16 protein-coding genes are annotated in these 22776 nt (G+C 67.4%); 7 read left to right on the forward strand and 9 right to left on the reverse strand.

Features of this window, described 5'->3' with window-relative positions:
• Nucleotides 1-27: 27 nt before the first annotated feature.
• The 3 genes from WDM91_06940 to WDM91_06950 all read left to right on the forward strand — a co-directional run bounded on the left by WDM91_06940 (nucleotide 28) and on the right by WDM91_06950 (nucleotide 4309).
• Nucleotides 28-2133 carry a bifunctional rhamnulose-1-phosphate aldolase/short-chain dehydrogenase gene (locus WDM91_06940; protein ID MEI9994311.1) on the forward strand — a complete coding sequence of 702 codons (2106 nt, stop codon included), beginning with the start codon at nucleotides 28-30 and terminating at the stop codon, nucleotides 2131-2133.
• Nucleotides 2134-2150: 17 nt separating this feature from the next.
• On the forward strand, nucleotides 2151-3440 hold the full coding sequence (rhaI, locus tag WDM91_06945; GenBank protein MEI9994312.1) for an L-rhamnose catabolism isomerase: 1290 nt from the start codon (nucleotides 2151-2153) through the stop codon (nucleotides 3438-3440).
• Nucleotides 3441-3526: 86 nt separating this feature from the next.
• Nucleotides 3527-4309 carry a DeoR/GlpR family DNA-binding transcription regulator gene (locus WDM91_06950; protein MEI9994313.1) on the forward strand — a complete coding sequence of 261 codons (783 nt, stop codon included), beginning with the start codon at nucleotides 3527-3529 and terminating at the stop codon, nucleotides 4307-4309.
• A 151-nt stretch (nucleotides 4310-4460) separates the two neighbouring features.
• Here the strand turns inward: WDM91_06950 and WDM91_06955 are convergent, their stop codons facing one another.
• The 6 genes from WDM91_06955 to WDM91_06980 form a co-directional block, all read right to left on the reverse strand.
• Nucleotides 4461-5795, reverse strand: coding sequence for a sugar MFS transporter (locus WDM91_06955; GenBank protein ID MEI9994314.1), 1335 nt, complete (start codon nucleotides 5793-5795; stop codon nucleotides 4461-4463).
• Nucleotides 5795-8065, reverse strand: a complete 2271-nt coding sequence (locus WDM91_06960; GenBank protein ID MEI9994315.1) for a glycoside hydrolase family 3 C-terminal domain-containing protein — start codon at nucleotides 8063-8065, stop codon at nucleotides 5795-5797. Before WDM91_06960 ends, WDM91_06955 begins: the two co-directional genes overlap by 1 nt.
• Nucleotides 8066-8107: 42 nt before the next feature.
• A complete protein-coding gene (locus WDM91_06965) occupies nucleotides 8108-9169 on the reverse strand; it encodes an alpha/beta hydrolase (GenBank protein ID MEI9994316.1) in 1062 nt (353 codons plus the stop codon).
• Between the two features lie 138 nt (nucleotides 9170-9307).
• Entirely contained in the window at nucleotides 9308-10321 is a 1014-nt protein-coding gene (locus WDM91_06970; GenBank protein MEI9994317.1) for an alpha/beta hydrolase, read from the reverse strand.
• Between the two features lie 25 nt (nucleotides 10322-10346).
• The gene (locus tag WDM91_06975) at nucleotides 10347-12125 is read right to left on the reverse strand and encodes a CocE/NonD family hydrolase (GenBank protein ID MEI9994318.1); all 1779 of its coding nucleotides are present in this window, start codon (nucleotides 12123-12125) and stop codon (nucleotides 10347-10349) included.
• Between the two features lie 117 nt (nucleotides 12126-12242).
• Nucleotides 12243-14510, reverse strand: a complete 2268-nt coding sequence (locus WDM91_06980; protein ID MEI9994319.1) for a TonB-dependent receptor — start codon at nucleotides 14508-14510, stop codon at nucleotides 12243-12245.
• Between the two features lie 161 nt (nucleotides 14511-14671).
• On the opposite strand from WDM91_06980, the gene WDM91_06985 reads away from it, so the two are divergent.
• From WDM91_06985 to WDM91_06995, 3 genes are all read left to right on the forward strand, one after another.
• Nucleotides 14672-15502, forward strand: a complete 831-nt coding sequence (locus WDM91_06985; GenBank protein ID MEI9994320.1) for an FCD domain-containing protein — start codon at nucleotides 14672-14674, stop codon at nucleotides 15500-15502.
• 45 nt (nucleotides 15503-15547) lie between these two features.
• Nucleotides 15548-17068, forward strand: a complete 1521-nt coding sequence (locus WDM91_06990) for a carboxylesterase family protein (GenBank protein MEI9994321.1) — start codon at nucleotides 15548-15550, stop codon at nucleotides 17066-17068.
• 192 nt (nucleotides 17069-17260) lie between these two features.
• The gene (locus WDM91_06995; GenBank protein ID MEI9994322.1) at nucleotides 17261-18583 is read left to right on the forward strand and encodes an aminotransferase class III-fold pyridoxal phosphate-dependent enzyme; all 1323 of its coding nucleotides are present in this window, start codon (nucleotides 17261-17263) and stop codon (nucleotides 18581-18583) included.
• Here the strand turns inward: WDM91_06995 and WDM91_07000 are convergent.
• Entirely contained in the window at nucleotides 18576-20006 is a 1431-nt protein-coding gene (locus WDM91_07000; GenBank protein MEI9994323.1) for a serine hydrolase domain-containing protein, read from the reverse strand. The genes WDM91_06995 and WDM91_07000 overlap by 8 nt on opposite strands.
• 86 nt (nucleotides 20007-20092) lie before the next feature.
• On the opposite strand from WDM91_07000, the gene WDM91_07005 reads away from it, so the two are divergent.
• A complete protein-coding gene (locus WDM91_07005) occupies nucleotides 20093-21070 on the forward strand; it encodes a dipeptide epimerase (protein ID MEI9994324.1) in 978 nt (325 codons plus the stop codon).
• On the opposite strand, the gene WDM91_07010 is transcribed toward WDM91_07005, so the two are convergent.
• Both WDM91_07010 and WDM91_07015 read right to left on the reverse strand, forming a co-directional pair.
• Nucleotides 21067-21768 (reverse strand): amino acid racemase, encoded by a 702-nt coding sequence (locus WDM91_07010; GenBank protein ID MEI9994325.1) that lies wholly within the window; start codon nucleotides 21766-21768, stop codon nucleotides 21067-21069. The genes WDM91_07005 and WDM91_07010 overlap by 4 nt on opposite strands.
• Complete coding sequence (locus WDM91_07015; protein ID MEI9994326.1) at nucleotides 21761-22771, reverse strand: D-cysteine desulfhydrase; 1011 nt, start codon at nucleotides 22769-22771, stop codon at nucleotides 21761-21763. Before WDM91_07015 ends, WDM91_07010 begins: the two co-directional genes overlap by 8 nt.
• Between the last annotated feature and the right edge of the window lie 5 nt (nucleotides 22772-22776).

The raw sequence follows: 22776 nt of genomic DNA on the forward strand, positions 1-22776 counted from the left end.
ATTAGTTATTCAGCGGAGAAAACGCGCATGGACAATGCGTCAATTGCGGTCGCGGCCCTGCCCTTTGCGGTGCCGGCGCTGCGCTGGGTCGATGCGGACGCGGCCGGCAAATCCGAAGTGGACCTGCTGCTCTATCGCTCGCATCTCCTGGGCGCCGACTTGACCGTCACCAATTACGGCGGCGGCAACACCTCGGCGAAATCCACCGAGACCGATCCGCTCACCGGCCAGCCGGTCAAGGTGCTGTGGGTCAAAGGCTCGGGCGGCGACATCGGCACGATGACGCGCGAGGGCTTGGCGTCGCTCTATCTCGACAAGCTGCTGGGCCTCGAGACGATCTATGGCGGCCTGGCGCAGGAAGACGCGATGGTCGGCTACCTGCCGCATTGCACCTTCAACCTCAATCCGCGGGCGGCCTCCATCGACACGCCGCTGCATGCCTATCTGCCCTTCGCGCATGTCGACCACGTGCATCCCGATTCCGTGACGGCGCTCGCCGCGTCGTCGGAAGGCGAAGCGATCACGCGCAAGATCTGGGGCGGCAAGGTCGGCTGGATCGGCTGGCAGCGGCCGGGCTTCGATCTGGGCCTGAAGATCCGCGATTTCGCGGCGCGCCACCCGGAGGCCCGCGGCGCAGTGCTCGCCAATCACGGCCTGATCTGCTGGGGCCACACCGCGAAGGCATGCTACGAGAACACGATCGGCCTGATCGGCGATGTCGCGCATTTCCTGAACGCGCGCCTGGCACAGGGACCGGCCTTCGGCGGCCCGCTCGTGTCGGCCGTGCCCCAGGCCAAGCGGCGCGCGATCGCCGCCAAGCTGATGCCGGTGCTGCGCGGCCTGATGCCGGGCGAGCGCCATCGGGTCGGGCATTTTTCGGACGCGCCGGAAGTGCTGGAATTCGTCGGCAGCCGGAACTTCGCGAAGCTCGCGCCGATCGGTACCTCTTGTCCCGACCACTTCCTGCGCACCAAGATCGCGCCGCTGGCGCTCGATCCGGCGCGGATCGACGACGCCGCTTATCTGACCGCGGCGCTGGAGGAATACCGTCAGGGCTATGCCGCCTATTACGGGCGCTGCGCGGTCGACGGCGATCCCAAGATGCGCGATCCCAACCCGGCCGTGGTGCTGCTGCCGGGCGTCGGCTGCATGAGCTTCGGCGCCGACAAGACGACGGCACGGCTGGCGGCGGAGTTCTACACCAACGCGATCAACGTGATGCGCGGGGCGGAGACCATCGGCACCTATCTCGGCCTGCCCGAGAAGGAGGCCTATGGCATCGAGTACTGGATCCTCGAAGACCTCAAGCTGCAGCGCATGCCCAAGCCCAAGGCGCTGGCGGGCCGCGTCGCGCTGATCACCGGCTCGGCCGGCGGCATCGGCGCGGCGACGGCGGAGCGGTTCCTCGCCGAAGGCTGCTGCGTGATGCTGCTCGACCGCGAGGCCGAGGCGCTGACGGAGGTCGAGACTCGGCTGAAGAAGAGCTTCGGCAAGGACGTCGTGCGCAGCGCGGTCTGCGACGTCACGCGCGAGGAGCAGCTCGAGGCCGCCTTCGCGTCCTGCGCGCTGGCGTTCGGCGGCGTCGACATCGTGGTGGCCAATGCCGGGATCGCGACCTCCGCGCCGATCGGGGAGACCACGGTCGAGATGTGGAACCGCAATTACGACGTGCTGGCGCAGGGCTATTTCCTCACCGCGCGCGGCGCCTTCGCGCTGATGAAGCTGCAGCGCGGCGGCTCGATCGTCTTCATCGGCTCGAAGAACGCGCTGGCGGCGACGCCGAACGCGTCGGCCTATGCCTCGGCGAAGGCCGCGGCGCTGCACCTGGCGCGCTGCCTGGCGCTGGAGGGCGCCGAGAGCGGCATCCGGGTCAACGTCGTCAATCCCGATGCGGTGATCAAGGGCTCGCGCATCTGGAGCGGCGACTGGCGCAAGCAGCGGGCCGGCGCCTATGGCATCGACGAGGGCGAGGAGCTGGAAGATTTCTATCGCGACCGCTCGATGCTGAAGCGCCATGTCCTGCCGGCCGACGTCGCGGAGGCGGTGTATTTCTTCGCCAGCGACGCTTCGGCGAAATCGACCGGCAACATCATCAATGTCGATGCCGGCAATCCGTTGGCATTCCCGCGCTGATCGGAGACACTCGCCGCATGGCCCTGCCGCTGTCCTCCGACCAGATCGCCGGCCGCAATGCGGCGCGGCGCAGCGCGCTCGAAGACGATTACGGCAGCCTCGGCCGCACGCTGGGACGGCGCGGCGTCGACCTCGGCGCGATCAAGACCAGGCTGAGCCGCTTCTCGGTGGCGACGCCAAGCTGGGGGAGCGGCGTCGGCGGCACGCGCTTCGCCAAGTTTCCGATCCCCGGCGAGCCGACCAACATCCACGAGAAGCTGGAAGACTGCGCCGTGGTGCAGCAGCTTTGCCGGATGACGCCGCGGGTCTCGCCGCATTTTCCGTGGGACAAGGTGAGCGACTATGGCGCGCTGCGCGCGGAGGCCGACGCGCTCGGCCTCGGCTTCGATGCGGTCAACTCCAACACCTTCCAGGACCAGCCGGGCCAAGCGCATTCCTATCGCAGCGGCAGCCTCGCCTCGACCGACGCGGGGGCGCGGGCGCAGGCCGTGGCACATAACATCGACTGCATCGAAGCCGGCAAGGCGCTGGGCTCGCGCGCGCTGACCGTCTGGATCGGCGACGGCTCGAATTTCCCCGGGCAGCAGGATTTCAACCGCGCCTTCGACCGCTATATCGACTCCGCAGCGCAGATCCATGCCGCACTGCCCGAGGGCTGGCAGATGCTGCTGGAGCACAAGCTCTACGAGCCGGCCTTCTATTCGACGGTGATATCGGACTGGGGCTCGTCGCTGCTGGCGGCGCAGCAGCTTGGGCCCAAGGCGCGCTGCCTGGTGGATCTGGGCCATCACGCGCCGAACGTGAACATCGAGCAGATCGTGGCGCGGCTGGACCGCGCGGGGAAGCTCGGCGGCTTCCACTTCAACGACAGCAAATACGGCGACGACGACCTCGACAGCGGCTCGATCAATCCGCACCAGCTCTTCCTGGTGTTCAACGAGCTCGTGGAGGCCGAGGCGCGGTCGCGCGGCGATTTCGCGCCGGCCTATATGATCGACCAGTCGCACAACGTCACCGATCCGATCGAGAGCCTGCTGTCCTCCGCCGACGCCATCGCCTCGGCCTATGCCAAGGCGCTTCTGGTCGACCGCGAGGCGCTGCACGCCGCGCAGGACTCGAACGATGTGATGATGGCGTTCCAGGCGCTGCGCCGGGCCTATGCCACCGACGTCTCGCCGCTGGTGGCGATGGTCCGGCTGGAAGCCGGCGGCGCGATCGATCCGCTCGACGCCTATCGGGCGAGCGGCTGGCGCGCCCGCAAGGCGCAGGAACGCAAGCCTGCCGGGACCGCGGCCGGCATCGTCTGAGCCGCTGCGCCGTCTATCGGCCTTGCGTCGTGATCGGTTATGCTTGAATGCTATCGAATCCTTCCGGCATTTACCCTGAGTCCCCCATGCACGCAGCCGAACGCGAACAATTGATCCTCGAGCTTCTGCGCCAGCGCGGCTTCATCCGCTTCGAAGAGCTCGACCGCCGGATCCAGGGCTCGCCCGCCACCTTGCGGCGCGATCTCCACCGGCTCGAGAAGGACGGCAAGATCACCCGCCTGCGCGGCGGGGCGCGGCTGATCGGCAGCGACCGCTCGATCCGGCCGGGTCTCGCCGGCGTGCCGTTCCAGGAGAATATCGGCAAGAACCGCAAGCAGAAGGAAGCCATCGGCCGCGCCGCGGCGGCGCTGTGCCGGCCGGGCGAGTCGGTGATCATCGACGGGGGCTCGACCACGCTGCAGATGTGCCACCTGCTGGAGCCGCTGGGGCTGCAGGTGCTGACCAATTCGCTGCATATCGTGAGCGCGCTGCTGTCGCAGAGCGGGACGCAGGTCTCGGTGCCGGCGGGCACGCTGTTCCGCGAACAGAACATCATCCTGTCGCCGATCGAGGATGACGGCATGGAGCGTTTCCACGCCTCCAAGCTGTTCCTCAGCGCGGCGGCGATCGGGACGCACGGCCTGATGCAGACCGATGTGCTGCTGGTGCAGGTCGAGCGCCGGCTGCTCGACCGCGCCGACGAGGTCGTGGCGCTGATCGACAGCAGCAAGTTCGACGCGCCGACCGGCCATGCGGTGTGCGGCCTGTCGGACATCGACATCCTGATCACCGACAGCGCGATCTCCGACAAGCACGTCAAGATGCTCGAAAAGGCGAATGTGAAGGTCCTGATCGCCGAGGACAATTGAGCGTCGCGCCGCCGCAAAAAAAGGCGGCCCAGCTTGCGCGGGCCGCCAGTCGCACGGGAAGCACGCTGCATGCGATGCAAGTGCCGTGCGCATGCTCTCACAATCGATCTATTTGTCAATATAAATGATCATTTATGATCAAATATGACAATTACTCGCTGACGGAGGTTCGGGCCGCGAACGCGCCATAGCCGGCGATCAGGGCGTAGCACGCGACAGGGACCAGCAACGCGAGCGAAAGGCCGAAGCGGTCGGCCATGGCGCCATATGCCAGTGGCACGATCGCGCCGCCAACAATCGCCATGCAAAGGAGCGCCGAACCGTTGGCGGTCTCCTCCTCCAGCCCGTCCAGCGCGAGCGCGAAGATCGTCGGGAACATGATCGAATTGGCGAGGCCGATGGCGAGGATGCTGCCGGCCGCGACCGCGCCGCCGGTCATCGCGGAGAGCAGTGCCAGCGCAATGGCTGCGAGCGCGTTGCCGGCCAGAACCTTGCCGGGGGAGACGCGCGCCAGCACGGCCGATCCCGCGAAGCGGCCCAGCATGGCGAGGCCCCAATAGAGGCTGACCATGACGCCGGCGATCTGGGCCACGTTGAAGGCGTAACGTCCGCCGAACAGCGCATGCAGACCGCGCGCGGCCGCGGCGCCGAGCGAGGCGGCCTGGCCGCCGATCACCGTCGGCTGCAACAGATAGTTGATCAGGCCGCTGCCGATCGACACCTCCGCGCCGACATAGAGGAAGATCGAGAGCACGCCGAGCATCAGGCGCGGACGGCCCAGCAAGCGGCGGCTGAACGGGTTGATGTCCTGGGAATCGGTCGGCGGCACCGGCGCGCCGCGCCGCAGCCAGAAGACGATGGCGAGCAGCAAGAGGACACCGGCGATGGCGAGGAAGGGCCGCTGCACCAGCTCGGCCTCCGCGATGCGCGCCGCAGGCGAGGCGCCGGCGGCCGGTGCCCCGACGCCGTTCTGCAGCAGGAACAGCGCCCCGACGAACGGACCGATGAAGGTGCCGAGCGAATTGAAGGCCTGGGCGAGCGTCAGGCGGCTGGGCGCCGTCGCGCTCGAGCCGAGCGCGGCGATGAAGGGATTGGCCGCGACCTGCAGCAGCGTGATCCCCGCCGCGACGCAGAACAGCGCCACCAGGAAACCGCCGAAGAAGCCGCTCATCGCCGCCGGCGCGAAGCCGAGGCATCCGATCGCCATGATCGCCAGGCCGAGCGCGATGCTGCGGACATAGCCGAAGCGGTTCAGCACGAACCCCGCCGGTACGGAGAAAACGAAATAGCCCAGGAAGAACGCGAACTGGGTCAGCATCGCCTCGGTGTAATCGAGCGCGAACAGCCCCTTGAGCTTCGCCACCAGCGGATCGTTCAGGACGGTGATGAAGCCCCAGACGAAGAACAGGCCGACCACCAGCGGGACCATCGCGGTGCCGGCGGCGGATGGCGAAGGGGCTTTCACGCCGGGCGCGCCACCGGCCATCAGGGCTTCAGCGTCGCGGCGTCGAGCGTGGCGGTTCCCACAAGCGCGAGATCGGCGGACGAGGTGCCGACCGCGACGCGGTAGCCGCCGCCCGCGATCCGCCACAGATCGGCCGCGTCGTCGAACGCCGCGATAGTCCGCAGATCGGCGGTGACCGACACGTCGCGTTTCTCGCCGGGCTTGAGCATCACCTTGGTCCATCCCACAAGCCGGGCGACGGCGCCCGAGGCAGGCGGTGTCGCATAGACTTGCGCGGTCTGCCAGCCGGCGCGCTTGCCGGTATTGGCGATGGTGAAGTGGACCGTCAGGACGGCGCCGCCGGAAACCGACAGATCGCGCAGCGCAAAGCTCGTATAGGAGAGGCCGAAGCCGAAGGGAAAGAGCGGCTTCTGGTTCTGCTGCGCGAACCAGCGATAGCCGACATTCGCGCCCTCGCGGTAGTCCACTTCGAGGCCGGCCGGCGGCTTGCTGGGCTGGAACGGGTCGGAGACGATGCCGGCGCCGGGGATCTGCGGCCGCGGCAACTGATCCTCGCTCGCCGGGAAGGTGATCGGCAGACGCCCAGCCGGGTCGACCTTGCCGAAGAGCACATTGGCGATGGCGGCGCTGCCGCTGTTGCCGGCATACCAGGTCTCGACCACGGCGGAGACCGACGACAGCCACGGCATCAGCACGGGACCACCCGTCTCCAGCACGACCACGACGTGAGGATTGGCCGCGGCGAGCGCCGCGATGAGTTCGTCCTGATGCTCGTGCAGCGACAGGTCGCGCACGTCTTCGCCCTCCGTCATCCACTGGACGGCGAACACGACGACGACGTCCGAGTTACGGGCGAGCGCCACGGCCTTGGCAATGTCGTCGCCCTGCTCGTAACGGACGCGGGCTTGCGGCGCCAGAGCGGCGATCCGCGCCAGCGGCGACGGCGGGCTCAGCATGATCGCCGGCATGCGGATCAGGCCGAGGCCGGGGAATTGCAGGATGCGACCGCTCAACGGCACTTCGGAATCCGGCGTGTTGCCGACCGGAACGACCTGCGAGGAGCCGCCACCGGACAGCACGCCGCGATCCGCATAGCCGCCGATCACGGCAATGCGCTTGGCGCGGCCGGGGAGCGGCAACACGCCGTCATTCTTCAGCAGGACGATGCCCTGCTCCGCATCGTCCTGCACGGTGACCGCATGGGCTTTGAGATCGGTCGGCTTGACGGTCAGCGGATGGTCGACGAGCCCGGCGGCGAACAGGCTGCGCACGATGCGGCGCGCCATGTCGTCGAGCCGCGCCTGCGGAATTTGTCCGTCGGCGAGCGCTTTGCCGAGCGGCGCACCGAAGAAATCCTGGCCGTCGGCGATCCACGCCGATTCCTGGTCGAGGCCGGCATTGGCCGAGGCGACCGTGCTGTGCACGGCGCCCCAGTCGGACATCACCCAGCCGGGATAGCCCCAGTCCTGCTTCAGCACCTTGGTCAGGATGTAGGGATTCTCGCAGCCATAGACGCCGTTGATCTTGTTGTAGGAGCACATGATCGCGCCGGGATGGCCGTGCTCGAGCGCGATCTCGAAGGCGAGGAGATCGGATTCGCGCGCCGCGGCCCAGTCGATCCTGGCGCTCAGCGCGGTGCGGGCCGTCTCCTGGTCGTTGAGCGCGTAATGCTTGGCGGTGGTGATCACGCCTTGCGCCTGGATGCCGCGGATTTCCTCGCCGACGATCGTGCCGGCCAGCAGCGGATCCTCGCCGGCATATTCGAAGGTGCGGCCGCCGCGCGGCTCGCGCGCCAGGTTCATCGCGCCGCCGAGCACGACATTGTAGCCGCGGTCGCGCGCCTCCTCGCCCAGCACGCTGCCGGCGGCGAAGGCGATGTCCGGATTCCAGGTCGCGGCGGTGAGCAGGCCGGAAGGCAGCGCCGTCGCCTGGTCGCCCTTGCGCAGATGCAGCTGGTTGGCGATGCCGATGCCGGCGTCGCTCTCCTTGATCGCGGGAATGCCGAGACGCGGGATGCCCGCGATGTAGCCGGAGACGCTGGGCAGGTCGGCGGCCGCGACACCGGGCGGCAGCGGCATGCCCGGCAGCGAGATGCCGAAATAGCCGTTCACCAGTTGCAGCTTCTCGTCCTGCGTCATCGCGGCCAGCACGAGAGCGGCGCGCGCATCGGGCGACAGCGCGGTGTTCATCCAAGGCTGCGGCGCGGCGGCGTCCTGCGCCCGGGCGGCCGGCAGCGCGGCGGCGATGGCGAGGAAGGCGGTCGCCAGGGCCGCCTTTGCGAACATTCTCATTGCGAAAGACCTCGTGCGGATGGGAGCGGATTCGATGGACGTCTATGGCTTGCGGGAAGCGAGATGATGCGACCAGAAGCGGGCGATCTCGGCGTAAGCGGCTTTGCCCTCCGGCGTATTCGCCATGTAGGTCTGGAAGACATGCGTCATGCCTTCATAAATGTCGAGCTGTGCGTCGCCGCCCGCCGCCTTGACCGCCTGGTAGAAGCGCACGGAATCGCTCAGCAGGATCTCGCGCGTGCCGACCTGGAGCAGCACCGGCGGGAAGCCTTTGGTGAAATCGCCGTAGATCGGCGAGACATAGGGGTTCTTCCATTCTGTGGGATCGGCATAGGCCTTGAGCCCGTTGATCAGGTCTTCGCGGTTCGCGAGCGCGGGATCGGCGTCGGCGAGCGTCGTTTCGGTGTCGCCGTTCAGGTTGAAGTCGACGCAGGGCGAAAGCAGCAGGACGGCGCCGGGCATCGGCAGGCCCTGGTCGCGCAGCTTGAGCACGCTGGCCGGCACGATGTTGCCGCCCGCGGAATCGCCGAACATGCCGATGTCCTGTGCCTTGTAGCCCTCGGCGAGCACGGACTTGTAGACCGCGATCACCTGGTCGGTGACGGTGTTCCATTTGCCGCGCGGCGCGAGCGTATAGTCGATCGACAGCACGCGGCGCCCGGTGGCGATCGCCATGTCGATGTCCATGCCGATGGAGGAACGCGCCGAGCCCTGGATGAAGCCGCCGCCATGGACGCGGATCAGCACCGTGCCGTCGTCCTTATATTGCGGCGGGGTGGTCTCCAGCACGCCGACGCCGCCCAGATGCCGGGTCGTCGCGGCGGCGCCGCGCGCCTTCAGCAATGCGTCCGCCTGCGATTCCGGACCGGCGACGATGGCCGCGTTGCGCGCGTCGAACTCCGCCTGTGTCCTGGGGATTTTCACCAGCTTGCGGCGCGCGGCGACGCCGGGCAGCAGCGCCTCGAAGATCGCATGGGCCTGCGGCGAGATCGCGGAGGGGATGACCTCGCGCAGCGCGCCACCGGTCGCAGGTTCTGCGGCGGACGGCAGCGCCCAGAGCGTCATCAATGCGAAAGCCGCCGCACCGCGGAAGACCCGATCCATCTGCGTCGCCCCTGTCCGTCTTTCATGGGCGCGATACGCCCATGTGCGATGCGCCGGTTTTCCGGCCGCAACCTTACATTCTCAAAACCAGTCACAATGTCAATATTGTCGATCAAAATCGATCAACGCCTGTGCCGACTATTTCTCCTTGAGAAAGCCCTCGGTGTCCAGCCAGCCATAGAACGCGCCGATCCAGTTGGAACTGCCCAGGCTGTCCTTCGTCATGCCCAGGCCATGGCCGCCCTTGGCCCACATATGGAGCTCCGCCGGATGGCCTGCCGCGATCCAGCGCGTATAGGTCTGCGGCATGCCCCAGGAGATCGGATCGTCGCTGGCCGCGGCGAGGAACAACGGCGGCGCATGGGCCGGCAGGGGTACCTTCGGCGACAGCGAATAATACAGCGGCGCCGCGAAATCCGGCATGTCCTCGGCGCTCGCGGTGGTCAGCACGCCATACGTCACCATCGAGCCGGCCGAGAAACCCATGAAGCCGATCCGGTCCTTCGCGATGCCCCATTGCGCCGCGTGCCCCCGCACCAGCTTCATCGCACGCACCCCGTCGGCCGCGGCATAGGGCGGCCAGTCGAACATGCTTGCCGGTGTATCGGCGCCGGCCGGATCGGGACCGCCGGCAAGGGAGATCTCGCCTTTCGCGGCGCGCTCCGACGCGTCCTTCAGCCGTCCGGCATACTGCATGAAGGCGAGCAGGAAGCCCGGCGTGCTGTCGGGCATCTTCACCGTGCGGTATTTGAGCACGAAAGCGGCGATGCCGTGCGCCGCCAGCCAGCGTGCGATGTTGGTGCCTTCGGCGTCGATGTTGAGGAAGCGGAAGCCGCCGCCCGGCGCGACGATCACCGCAGTGCCGGTCGCCTTCTTGGGATCGGGGAAATAGGCCGTCAGCGTCGGCCGCACGACATTATAGACCGCATGCGTGCCCAGCATGGAGAGGTCGTTCTGCTCCTGAGTCCAGTTCTCGGAGCCCGGCGCGACGCCGGGCCAGATCGCGAATTCCTGCGGCGTGGTCGGATCCGGCTTCACATTGTCCACGATCACGCTGGTCGAGCTTTCGGATGCCGAGCAGGCCGCGCCCGCCAGAGACAGCACAACAACACAGCCCAGCGCCGCCGCAAAGCTTCCGATCCGCCGTCTCATCCGTTTCTCCACCATGGGTCGTCCGCTATTTCGCGAAAGGAATCTCGAGCGCGCCGCCATAGAGCGTCTGCCGCGCGACGACCGGGCTCGCGGCCGTGCTCCACAGCCCTGCCCGGTTGGGATGGGCGTTGAACACCGGGAAGTTCGAGGAGGAGACGTCGAGCCGCAGCCGCGACCCGGCATGCATCTGCCAGGCGATCGGCGTCAGCGCGAAATCGACCTCGACCTTGTCGCCAGGCCGATAGACCAGCCGGCGCACCGCGCCGTTGCGCAGGCCGAGCGTGCTGATGTCGTCGCGGATGTTGAAGACATGGCCGTCGGCGAAATGCTCGGAGAGTTTCACGGTGAAGGCGGTGTCCGGCGCATCGCTCGCCACCAGCAGCTTGACTTGCATACCGCCCGAGATCAGCTGCGCCGTCGGAAAGACCGCCGACGCGAAGGACAGGACGTCGGGCCGGCCGCACAGATCGTTCTTCTGCTCGGCCACGGCGGACGGCACCAAGCTCGTGGAGAGCGAATAGGAGGTGCCGCGCGTCGGCACGGGATTGCGCGGATCGTAGCGGTAGGCGGCGGACGCGGATGCGGCCGGCGGCCGCGCCGATAGCGCGCCACGCTCGCAACCATGCGAGGCGGCGATCTTGTCCAGATAAAGCGTGCGGGGCTGCGTCGCGCCGGGCCAGTCGGCATAGTGCTGCCAGCGGTCCGCGCCGTTGACATAGACATGATAGCCCGGCGCGAGCGAAGCCGGCAGCGGCTTGTCTTTGAGGAAATGATCGAACCAGGCGATGATGTCGGCGAAATAGCGGCGGTTCGGATGGTCCACCTTCAGATCGCCCGGCGCGCCGCCATGCTCGCCGGGGCCGAGATAGAGCACGCTCTGCGCGCGCGTCGGCAGGCGGCGGAACGTGTCCAGCATGCCGGGCAGGAAGAAGTCGTAGCTGCGGCCGAACATCAGCACCGGGACGTGCACGCCCTTGTAGGACTCGCGGATCGCGTCATAGGTCGGCGAATGCCAATAGGCGTCGCCCTTTTCGGGATGCAGCAGGTAGTCGTGATAGGATGCCCAGGAGGCGCGGAAGTCGTCGGGATCGACGGCGACCGCCGGAATCTTTCCCGCGATCCTGTCCTTCCAATGATCCTGCGCGGTGAAGGACTTCCAGAGCGGCTGGGACAGGCCCGCCGACCACAGCCCGACGATGCCCTGCACGAACATGCCGTTGTGGTAGATCATCTGGTACATGTCGCCATGCGAGACGCCGGCAACGAAGGTCTTCACCTCGGGGCGCAGCTTGTCCGCCATCGCCCATTGGACGAGACCGAGATAGGACTCGCCCCACAGCGCGAGCTTCCGGTTCTGCCAGGATTGGGTCAGGATCCAGTCGATCGTGTCGAGGCCATCATTGCGCTCGTTGAGCAGCGGATACCAGGCGCCGCCCGAGCCGAAACGGCCGCGCACGTCCTGGTGCACGCAGGCATAGCCGTAATGCACGAAGATCCGGCAGGAGAGGAATTTGGTGAGCTCGTAAGGATCGCGCACCAGGATGACCGGCCACGGCCCCCTGCCTTGCGGCAGATAGATGTGCGTCTCGAGCCGCACGCCGTCGCGCATGCGGACCTGGACGGTCTGCGCCGGCTGCGCTTCGGTCGTCTCGGGCGGCATGTCCGCGAAGCGGTCCGCCATGACGCGGTGGATGGCGGCGTCCATCAGCCAATTGGCGAGCGGCGCCCAGGTGACATAGCCCAGCACCACCAGCGCGGCACAGATGGAAAGCGCGATGACGCGCCTGCGCCGCTTCGCCGTCATGATGTGCACTCTCCCGAACCCAGACGGCGGACAATAGCCGGTGCGCGGTTAAGATCAATCCTGATCGAAATTGATCCATAAGGGCCCGCATAGCCAATGCGGGCCCGCGCGGGCAGCTCAGAACCGCAATCCGACCGTCGCCCCGACACGGCGGAAGGAATCCTGGGTGAAGACCTGGCTGTAGTCGCCTGCACCACCGAAGGGCGTGCCGAACAGGATGCCGGGATAGCGCTGGTCGAGCAGGTTCTTCGCCCAGATCGAAGCATGCCAGCGTCCGTCCTCGCTCTCGACACCGAGTTCCGCGCCCAGGATGCCGAGCGCCGGCATGAGCGTGTTCGGATCGCCATTGCTCGAGAAGTTGATGGCGCTGCGCCAGGAGTAATTGCCCGAGATATAGCCGGTGACGCCTTCGGTGAGCGCGTGCTCGTAGCGGGCCACGAGGTTGTATTTCCAGCGCGGCGCGCCGGAGAGCGAACGGCCCGAGACATTGACCGCCGTTCCCACCGGCAGATGGGTGACCGGATCGAACACGACCTGGCAGTCATGCGCCCCGGTGCCGATGGGCTGGCCCGGATAACAGGAAACGCCGCCGAAATCGGAATATTCGGTGTTGAGATAGGCGAGCCCCGCGTTGAGGAAGAGGCCCTCGATCGGCACCGCGGTCGCGTCGAGCTCGACGCCGTTGGTCTTGAGCGCGCCCGCATTGGTGGTGCGGAACACGGCGGGCGTGATCGACTCGTCGACGATCTGCGCCTGGTAGTCGTGGAAGGTCTCGTCGAACAGCGCGACGTCGAGCACGAGCCGGTTGTCGAGGAACGCGCCCTTGAGGCCGAGCTCGTAGTCCATCGGGATCTCCGGCCGCGCCGCCTGGCTGATGGAGGGGCTGGTGATGCCGGTCTGATTGAAGCCGGGGCCCTTGTAGCCGCGCGCCGCTGTGAAATAGGCCATCACGCGATCGCTGATGTCGTATTGGGTACCGAGGCGCCACGAGAAATTGTCTGCGGTCACGGAGTCGTCGATCAGCACGGAGGGCTGCACCGGAAGGAACAGGCCCGGCTGGGTGAACTGGTCGAAATGCAGCGACACCCGGTCATGGGTGTAGCGGCCGCCGGCGATCAGGCGCCAGCCGTCCAGGATGTGGTAAGTGCCCTGCGCGAAGACCGCGACGCTCTCGGTGCGCGACGAGCTGTCGATCGCGGTGTCGGCCTGGAAGCCCGGGGGCAGCGGCAGCCCGAACGTGCCGGCCTGGTCGCTGTCCTGCGTGTCCTTCAGATTGAAGTAGTAGACGCCGGCGACGTATTCGAACGTCTCGCCCGCCGGCGAGGTGACGCGCAGTTCCTGGGTGAACTCGTTGGTGTCCTGGTTCGCCGTGTTGGTGTTGAGGATGTTGATCGGCAGGCTGTCGGAATCGCCGTTGCTCAGGTCGATGTCGCGGCGATAGGCGGTGATCGAGGTCAGCGTAAGGTCGCCGACCTTCCAGTCGATCTGGCCCGAGATGCCGTAATTGTCGCGGTGCTTGAACACCGTGCCGTCGATGCAGACCGCGGTGTCGTCGGGCGACGCCGTCACGCCGCAGGCAGCGTGCAGGGTCGCCATCAGGCCGCCCGGCGCGTCCTTGTAGGGCGACCAGGTGACCGCCGCGTTCTGGTGCTCGTAATCGGCGATGATCGTGATGGTGAGGTCGGCGGTGGGCTCCCACAGCAGCTTGCCCCGCGTGCCCCATTCGTCGTTGCCATTGAAATGCCGGCTGTCGACGGTGTTGTGCAGCACGCCGCCGAGCTGGTTGTCATAGCCGCCGATCCGAAGCGCCAGCGTATCCGACAGCGGCACGTTCGCCGTGGCGTCGTACTGGCCATAGCCGCCCTCGCCATAGCTGGCATTGGCGATGAACTGGTAGCCGTCGAGGTTCGGCGCGTTGGTCGTGATGTTGAGGAGGCCCGACGAGGCGTTCTTGCCGAACAGCATGCCCTGCGGCCCGCGCAGCACCTCGACCTGCGAGATGTCGTAAAAGCTCCCCAGCCCCATTTCCGGCCGGCCGTAGACCACGCCGTCGATCACGGTCGAGACGCTGGGCTCGATGGAATTGGAGAAGGTCGCGGTGCCGACGCCGCGCACCGCCGTGCCGAAGGGCGTGCTCTCGAAGCTCGGCACCGCGAGCTTGAGCGAGTCGATATTGGTGATGTTCTGGTGCTGCAGCGTGTCGCCCGAGATCACGCTCACCGCGACCGGCACGTCCTGCAGGTTTTCGAGGCGCTTTTCGGCGGTGACCACGACCGTCTCGACCTGGACCGAGCCCGCAGAGCTTGCGGCATCGTCCGCAAGGACTGGCTGCGCGCACACCAAGGCACTGATGCTGGCCGTGGCCAGCAAAGCTTTCCTGAACATGACCTTCCCCTTCGAATGGCTGATCAAAACCGATCAGTCCCTGTTCTTGATCCGATCAAAATGGATCGACTTTGATCAAAAATAATATATTCTTTGTCGGCTTGCAACGGAATAATCGATTTTCCTGCGATGTTGGAGCGGGGCTGAGGGTGCAAGGTGATATGCCTGAGGGACTGAACATCGAATCGGACATAAACGTGCGCGCCGCGACGCCCAAAGCCGACCGCCCCGTCCGCGAAAAGAAGCCGGCCGTGCCGGCCTCACTGATCGCCCAGGTGCACAACCGGATGCTGCGCGAGATCGTCCGCGTCGGCTTCGCGCCGGGCGAGCGGCTGAAGATCGATCGCCTGGCGCAGCGCTATGGCGTCGCGTTGAGCGCGGTGCGCGAAGCGCTCTCGCTGCTGAGCGCCACCGGGCTGGTCATCCGCGAGGATCGCCGCGGCTTCCGTGTCGCGCCCGTCTCGCTGGAAAACTATCGCGACGTGCGCCGCATCCTCGGCCGGCTGTGGCGGATGGGCCTCAACATGGCGCTGGAGAATGGCGATCCGGCTTGGGAGAAGCGGCTCGTGCTGGCGCTCTACGACACGCTGAAATTCGACTGGAACGCGGCGAAGGACAATCCGCAGCTCTACGAGATCTGGGACACGCTGTTCCGCGCCTTCCATCGCGAGATGATCGCGGGCAGCAATTCGCCGGCGCTGGTGCGCGTCTATGACGGCCTGCTCGACCAGGTCGAGCGCTATCGCTGGCTGGTGTCCGACGTGCAGGCCGACACCGATTTCGACAACACCAATCATAAGGCGCTGGTCGAGGCGCTGCTGGCGCATGACGCCCAGCGGCTGCAGCAGGCGATGGAGAACTACGGCAAGGGCGGCGTACACCTCGCCGCCGCCGTCGAAGCCAAACTCCAGGCGGACGAGGAACGCGCCGCCCGCACCGCGCGGCGCAGCGCGGCACAACGCCGGCCGCCGATCTCATGGACGGAAGAATAAGGGGAACTGCCGATGCGACTGTGGAAGACGGCCGGAAGCATGGTCATGGCGATGCTTGTCGGCGCGACGTCCGCCGCGGCCCAGCCGCAAAGCAGCGCCCCGAGCGCCGCAATCGATTCCGGCGCGATACGCGGCGCCGTCGACGGCGACGTCGTTTCCTACAAAGGCATCCCCTACGCTGCACCGCCGGTCGGCGTCCTGCGCTGGCGGCCGCCGCAGGCGCCGGCGCCGTGGGCCAGCCCGCGCGACGCGACCGCCTATGGCAATGACTGCATGCAGAACCGCTTCCCCGGCGACTCCGCGGCGTCGTCGCAGCCGCTCAGCGAGGACTGCCTCTATCTCAATGTGTGGGCCCCCGCGCATGCCGGCGCGCACCTGCCGGTGATGGTCTGGATCCATGGCGGTGGCCTCACCACCGGCTCGAGCGCGCCGGCGGTCTATAGCGGCGCCAATCTGGCGCGCAAAGGCGTGGTGCTGGTCTCGTTCAACTATCGTCTCGGCCGCTTCGGCTTCTTCGCCCATCCCGCCCTGCTGAAGGAGCATCCCGGCGAGGCGGTGGGCAATTACGGTCTGATGGACCAGCTCGCGGCGCTGCGCTGGGTCCAGCGCAACATCGCGGCGTTCGGCGGCGATCCGGCCAATGTCACGATCTTCGGCCAATCGGCGGGCGGTTCTTCGGTGCTGCACATGATGATGTGTCCCGAAGCCCATGGCTTGTTCGCGCGGGCCATCGCCGAATCCGGCGGCGGACGCGACCGCTGGAGCCGCCTCGACGGCGCTGCCGGCGGCAAGCCATCGGCGCTGAAGATCGGCGAGGCCTTTGCCCGCAAGGCCGGGGTGACGAGCGACGACCCCGCCGCCTTGCGTGCCATTCCCGCGCAAACCGTCCTCGGCGACCTGGGACTCCTGAACGGCGAGGCGGAGACCTATTCCGGCGCGATCGTCGACGGCGCTCTCGTTCCCGACGACGTCGACACCTTCTTCGCGCGTGGCGCGGAACAGCATGTGCCGCTGCTGATCGGCGCGACCAATGACGAGCTCGGCGCCGTGCCGGCCGCCTTCCTGCCGATGCTGACAGGACCGGTGGTGGAAAAGTTCGGGCCCCGCGGGAAGGCGCTTCAGGCCTTTTACGGGGCGGGCGCGCACCCGGCCGATTTGTTCGACGACATCTCCTTCGTCGAGCCCGCCCGCTACCTGGCCGGCCGCCACGCCGCCGCCGGAGCGCCGACCTGGCTCTACCGGTTTTCCTATGTCGCCGAAGCGCGGCGCGACGGCGGCGCGGGCGCGGCGCATGCGTCGGAGATCCCGTATGTATTCGGCACGCTCGACGCCGCAGGCTTCCAAGTCTCGGCGCTGGACCGCAAGATGTCGGCCGCGATGATGGACTGCTGGGTCGCGTTCGCGCGCGGCGGCGATCCGAACGGCGCGGGCCTCGCGGCCTGGCCGGGCTACGATGCCGGCGCGGACCCGACGCTGGAGTTCACGTTGGAGGGGACGCCAACCGTCCGGCCGCATCTCGACCAGCAGCGGCTCGACTTCATCGCGGCGAGCTATCCGCTGCCCTGAGGGGCGAATCCTAGACGCTCCCCCGACTTGGCATGGTCCGCTGTTGCGGGCCATGACATGCTTGTTGTTTGATCGGCATAAGCTTCGGACGTCCTCCGATGCGGACCAACGCACCGATGTAAACTTTGTTCATATCGGCGGCATGCGTTAGGGTGGCAGCGTAGCTGTCGAATACGTATGAGGAACGACGCCATGGATTCCGCATCCGCCCTGCCCAACGACCTGACGGCCTTCTGGATGCCGTTCACGCCCAACAAGGCGTTCAAGGCGGCGCCGCGGCTGATCACTGGCGCCGAGGGGCAGTTCTATACGACGCAGGACGGGCGCCGCATCCATGACGGCTTCTCCGGCCTGTGGTGCTCCATCCTCGGCCATGGCCATCCGAAGATCGTCGCGGCGATCGCGGAGCAGGCCCGGCGCCTCGACTATTCGCCCGGTTTCAATTTCGGCTTCCCCGGGGCGTTCGAACTCGCGAGCCGGATCGCCGATCAATTTCCCGGCGCGCTCAACCACGTGTTCTTCACCAATTCCGGTTCGGAAGCGGTCGATACCGCTTTGAAGATGGCGCTCGCCTATCACCGGGCGCGCGGCGAAGGCAGCCGGACTCGCTTCATCGGACGGGTGGGCGGCTATCATGGCGTCGGCTTCGGCGGCATCTCGGTCGGCGGCATGCCGAACAACCGCAAGACCTTCGGCCCGCTCCTGCCGGGCGTCGACCACCTGCCTTTCCCGTATGACGCCGCGGCGCACGCCTTCACCCGCGGCCAGCCGCAGGGCGATCCCATGCTGTACCTGAAGGAGCTGGAGACCATCGTCACGCTGCACGATGCCAGCACGATCGCGGCGGTCATCGTCGAGCCGGTCATCGGCTCCGCCGGCGTGTTCGTGCCGCCGGAAGGCTATCTCAGGAAACTGCGCGAGATCACCGCGCGGCACGGCATCCTGCTGATCCTGGACGAGGTGATCACCGGCTTCGGCCGGCTCGGCGCGGCCAATGCCGCGAGCTATTTCGGCGTGGAGCCCGACATCTGCACCCTGGCAAAGGGCATCAACAACGCCGCGGTGCCGATGGGCGCCGCCATCGCTTCGCGCCGGATCCACGACACGATCCTGGAGGCGGCGGCGGGCGGCATCGAGTTCTTCCACGGCTATACCTATTCCGCCCACCCGCTCGCGGTCGCCGCCGCGCTGGCGACGCAGCAGATCATCCGCGACGAGGGCGTCTACGAAGCCGCCGCCGCGCTGGCGCCCTATTTCGAAGACGCGATGCACAGCCTGAAGGGCGAGCCTTTCGTCAGCGACGTCCGCAATATCGGCCTGGCCGGCGGCTTGACCATCGCGCCGCGCGAGGGCGGCGTGCGCGCCTATGACGTCTTCCTGGCGGCATATGCCCATGGCGTCGCAATCCGCTCGAACGGCGACACCATCGCCGTCGCGCCCATCCTGACCAGCACCAGGAGCGACATCGACGCGATCGTCGACGGCGTCCGCAAGGCGCTGCGCAGCGTCACGTAGCGCGCACCGCGCGCAGGATCTCGCTGGTGCCCTCATAGGCGATCAGCTCCTGGGCGCGGCCGTCGGGACCGTAGATCACCGCGGTCTCGTAAGGGCCGGATTGGTTGAAGAATCGGCCGGTATCGTCCATGTGCAGCGTGCGGACGCCGACGCGCAGGCCCGGAATCTCGCTCTTGAGCTGACCATCCTCGCTCCAGATCTTCATCAATGGCAGCTCGATGCCGCTGGTGATGCGGTACTCGCCCTCATACAGCCGGAGCCTATCGGCCGGGATCGGCACGACGCGTTTGGGCGGCACGAGGAAGTCCGGCCAGTCGTAGACGCCGGCGACGCCGTTCTGCACTTCCACGAACAGGAATATCCCGGCCACCGCATTGGTGAAGACCATCGCGCCGTCGCCGCTCTCGAGATAGGAGTTGGTCTCCGACTGGTAGCCGCCGTTCGAGCCGCCGTGATTGACGTGCAGGGTCGGCCCGTCGCCCAGCGCGCGCCAGCCCAGGCCGAATTCGCCGTCGCCGTGCCGAGTCGCCATCGCCTGCGCCAGGTCGCGGCGCAGCAGCGCGCCGCGGCGGCCGAGCCAAGCCTCGCGGAAGCCGATGTGAAAGCGCGCATAGTCGGCCGGCGTGGTGAAGAGACCGCCGGCGCCCATCTCCGGCGAGACATGCCAGCCACCGGGCAGCGGCGCACCATCGGGGCCGTGGCCGGAGGCGATGTTGCCGGTGAAGCACGCGGCCAGCGGATTGGACTGATATGTCGTGCGTGTCATGCCGAGCGGCTCGAAGATCATTTCCTCGGCCAGGACGTCGAAACCCTTGCCCGTCATGTCCTCGGCCGCCATCTGCGCGAGCAGGAAGCCGCCGCCGGAATAGCGCCGCGCGCCGTTCGGCGGCTTGTTCACGCGGACGGGCGGCAGGACGAATTCGTTGGGTCCGGGATCGGCCACCGGTGGCCGCGTTCCTTCGAGCAGATCGAACACGGTAGGCAGCGGACGGCCGCGCGGCGCGACCGGCCAGCCATTCACGGTCAGGCCGGCCGTGTGGTTCAGCATATTGCGCAGCGTCACCGGCGCGGCGCGGGTGAATTCGTTCTGCGGCAGCTGCCAGCGCTTGAGATAGCGGTTGATGTCGGTGTCGAGATCGAGCACGCCGCGCTCGACCAGCTGGGCGATCAGGAAGGCGGTCACCGGCTTGCTGGTCGAGGCGCCCATGAAGATCGTGTCGGCGTCGACCGGCGCGGCGCCGCCTTTCTCCCGTACGCCATAGCCTGCGGCCCAGTCGAGCACGCCGCCGCGCAGCACAGCGATGCCGACGCCCGGCACGCCGTAATGCGCCATGCGCTCGGCGAGCGTCCAGCGCTCGTCGCGGCCCGCGATCCGGACGATCGGCAGGATGTTGCGTTCGACCGCCGTCTTCAAATCCGCCATGACGCGCCCCTCGCGATTGCCGACCCAATGTAAATGATGTTTATATTCGGCAAAAGCATTTGTTGCGGGGCCAAATGACGTTGCAGATGACCGTCGCCTACCAGGAATGGCCCTATCGCCAGACCTTCAAATTCGCCCGCGAGACCCGCCAGGCGGCGCCCCTGTTCGTCGTCCATGTCAGCGACGGGACCCATATCGGGCGCGGTGAATGCGGCATCCAGTCGCTCAAAGACGAGACGCCGGAGAGCGTTGCCGCCCAGCTGCGCGAGATCGCCGGCCGCATCGCCGCGATCGGCTCGCGCGCGGAGCTGAACCGCGCCGTGCCCGCGCAGTCTTCGCGCAACGCGGTCGACTGCGCCCTGTGGGACCTCGAATGCAAGCGCAGCGGTGCGTCGATCTGGCAGCTCAGCGGCGTCGATCCGGTGCCGAAGATCGAGGTCGACATCACCATCGGCATCAATGCGCTGGAGAAGATGCGGGCGGACGCCGAGCAGGCCGTGGCGCGCGGCTACCGCCTGCTCAAGCTGAAGGCGGATGCCGACAGCGTGCTCGAGAAGGTGGACGCCATCGCCAAGGCGGTGCCGGGCGTGAAGTTCATCGTGGACGCCAACGAAGCGTGGAGCATGGAACAGCTCTCCGCCCTCGCCCCGGCGCTGGCGGCACTCGACGTCGTGCTGATCGAGCAGCCGCTGCATCACGATCATGACGCTGCGCTGGCCGGCTATGACAGCCCCATCCCGCTCTGTGCCGACGAGAGCTGCGCCACGGCATCGCAGATCGGCGTGCTCGCGGAACGGTACGACTCGGTGAACATCAAGCTCGACAAGACCGGCGGCCTGACGGAGGCGCTGGCCCTGGCCCGCGCCGCGCGGGCGGCGGGGATGGGCTTGATGATGGGCTGCAACGGCGCAACCTCGCTCGGCAATGCGCCGGCCTATGTGATCGGCGCGCTGTGCGACTATCGCGACATCGACAGCCAGGAATTGCTGTTCGAAGACCGGGCCGGCGGCATGGTCACGCGCGCGGGCGAGCTCCACGCGTTCGACTCGCGCTTCTGGGGCTAGCGGTTGCGCGCGATGCGTACGGTCTCCGTGACCAGCGCATCCAGCGCGTCGACCACCGGCAGCGCAATTCCGGCGGGTGCGCCCAGCACCGAGAGCTCGGTGCAGGCGATGAGGAACGCATCGGCGCCGTCCTGTGCGAGCGCTGCGGCCAACGCCGCGTAGTCGGCGCGGCTCTGCGGCGTCACAGCGCCGGCCTTCACGGCGCGGATGACGGCCAGCATCCTGCCCTGACCGGGCGCGTCCGGAAACAGCGCCGTCATCCCGGCGTCGCGCAGCCGCGCCGCATAGAGGCCGACCTTCTCGACCGCCGGCGATGCCAGCATGCCGACGCGTTCGACCTTCGGCGCCAGTGCGTCCAGCCGCGCGATCGCCAGCGCCACCATGTCCAGAACCGGGATGGAGACCGCCTTGGCGATCTGCGCCAGATAGTGATGCGCGGTGTTGCAGGGGACGGTGAGAAAGTCCGCGCCCTGGCGCTCCAGACCTTGCGCCATGGCGATGAGCACGGGCGCGGGATCGGTGTCGTCGCCGTCGATCAGCGCGGCGATACGCGACGGTATCTTCGGATTGTTGTCGACCAGCACGCGGATGTGGTCGCCGTCGTCGGCGGCCGGCGTGGCGCGCAGCAGGCGCGCGAGGAAGTCGACCGTCGCCTCCGGTCCCATGCCGCCGATGACGCCGACGATCTTCTCAGCCATAGCCGGGCAGGTCGAAAGCGTCGGGATAGCCGAACAGGCCGGTCGAGCCGCCGGTATGAAGGAAGACGACGTCGCTGTCCTTCGGGAAGAAACCCTTGCGCACATGGTCGAGCAGGCCGTCGAAACCCTTGCCGGTGTAGACGGGGTCGAGCAGCAGACCCTCGAAACGGGCCGCCAGCTTCACCGCCTCGCGCATGCCGTCGGTCGGCACGCCATAACCGGCGCCGACATAGTCGCCGTTCGCGACAACATGTTCGCGTCCGACGACGCCCGGCGCGCCGAAATAGGCGGCGGTCTTTTCCGCGAGGGCAAAGACATTCGCCTCCTGCTTTTCTTTCGGCGCACGCACCGAGATGCCGAGCACCGGGATGCCCGCGTTCAACGCCACCAGTCCCGCGACGAAACCGGCCTGCGTTCCGGCGCTACCGGTCGCGTGCACCACGTGCCCGATCTTCAGATCCCTTTCGTTCGCCTGATGCAGCAGTTCGAGCGCGCAATTGGCATAGCCCAGCGCCCCGACGACATTGGAGCCGCCGCCGGGAATGATATAGGGCCGCCGCCCCTTGTCCCGCAGCCCGGTCGCCAGCGTCTCCATCTCCGCGTTCATGTCGGAATCCTTGGCGCGCTTCGAGAGCGACGCGCCGTGCAGGCGGTCGAGCAGGACATTGCCGTTGAGCGTGTAGTCCCGCGACGTGTAGCCGGTGCGGTCCTCCAGCAGGATGTGGCACGCCAGGCCGAGCTTGGCGGCGGCCGCCGCGGTCTGGCGCGCATGGTTCGACTGCGTCGCGCCCTGGGTGATGACGGTGTCGGCGCCCTGCGCAAGCGCTTCGCCCATCAGGAATTCGAGCTTGCGCGTCTTGTTGCCGCCGGTCGAAAGCCCGGTGCAGTCGTCGCGCTTGATCCAGAGCCGCGGCCCGCCCAGGTGCCTGGACAGCCGCTCCATCGGCTCCAGCGGCGTCGGCAGATGCGCGAGATGGACACGTGGGAAACGGGCGAAATGCATGTTGT

It is taken from the genome of Rhizomicrobium sp. (assembly GCA_037200385.1).
In the GTDB taxonomy this organism is placed as follows: domain Bacteria; phylum Pseudomonadota; class Alphaproteobacteria; order Micropepsales; family Micropepsaceae; genus Rhizomicrobium.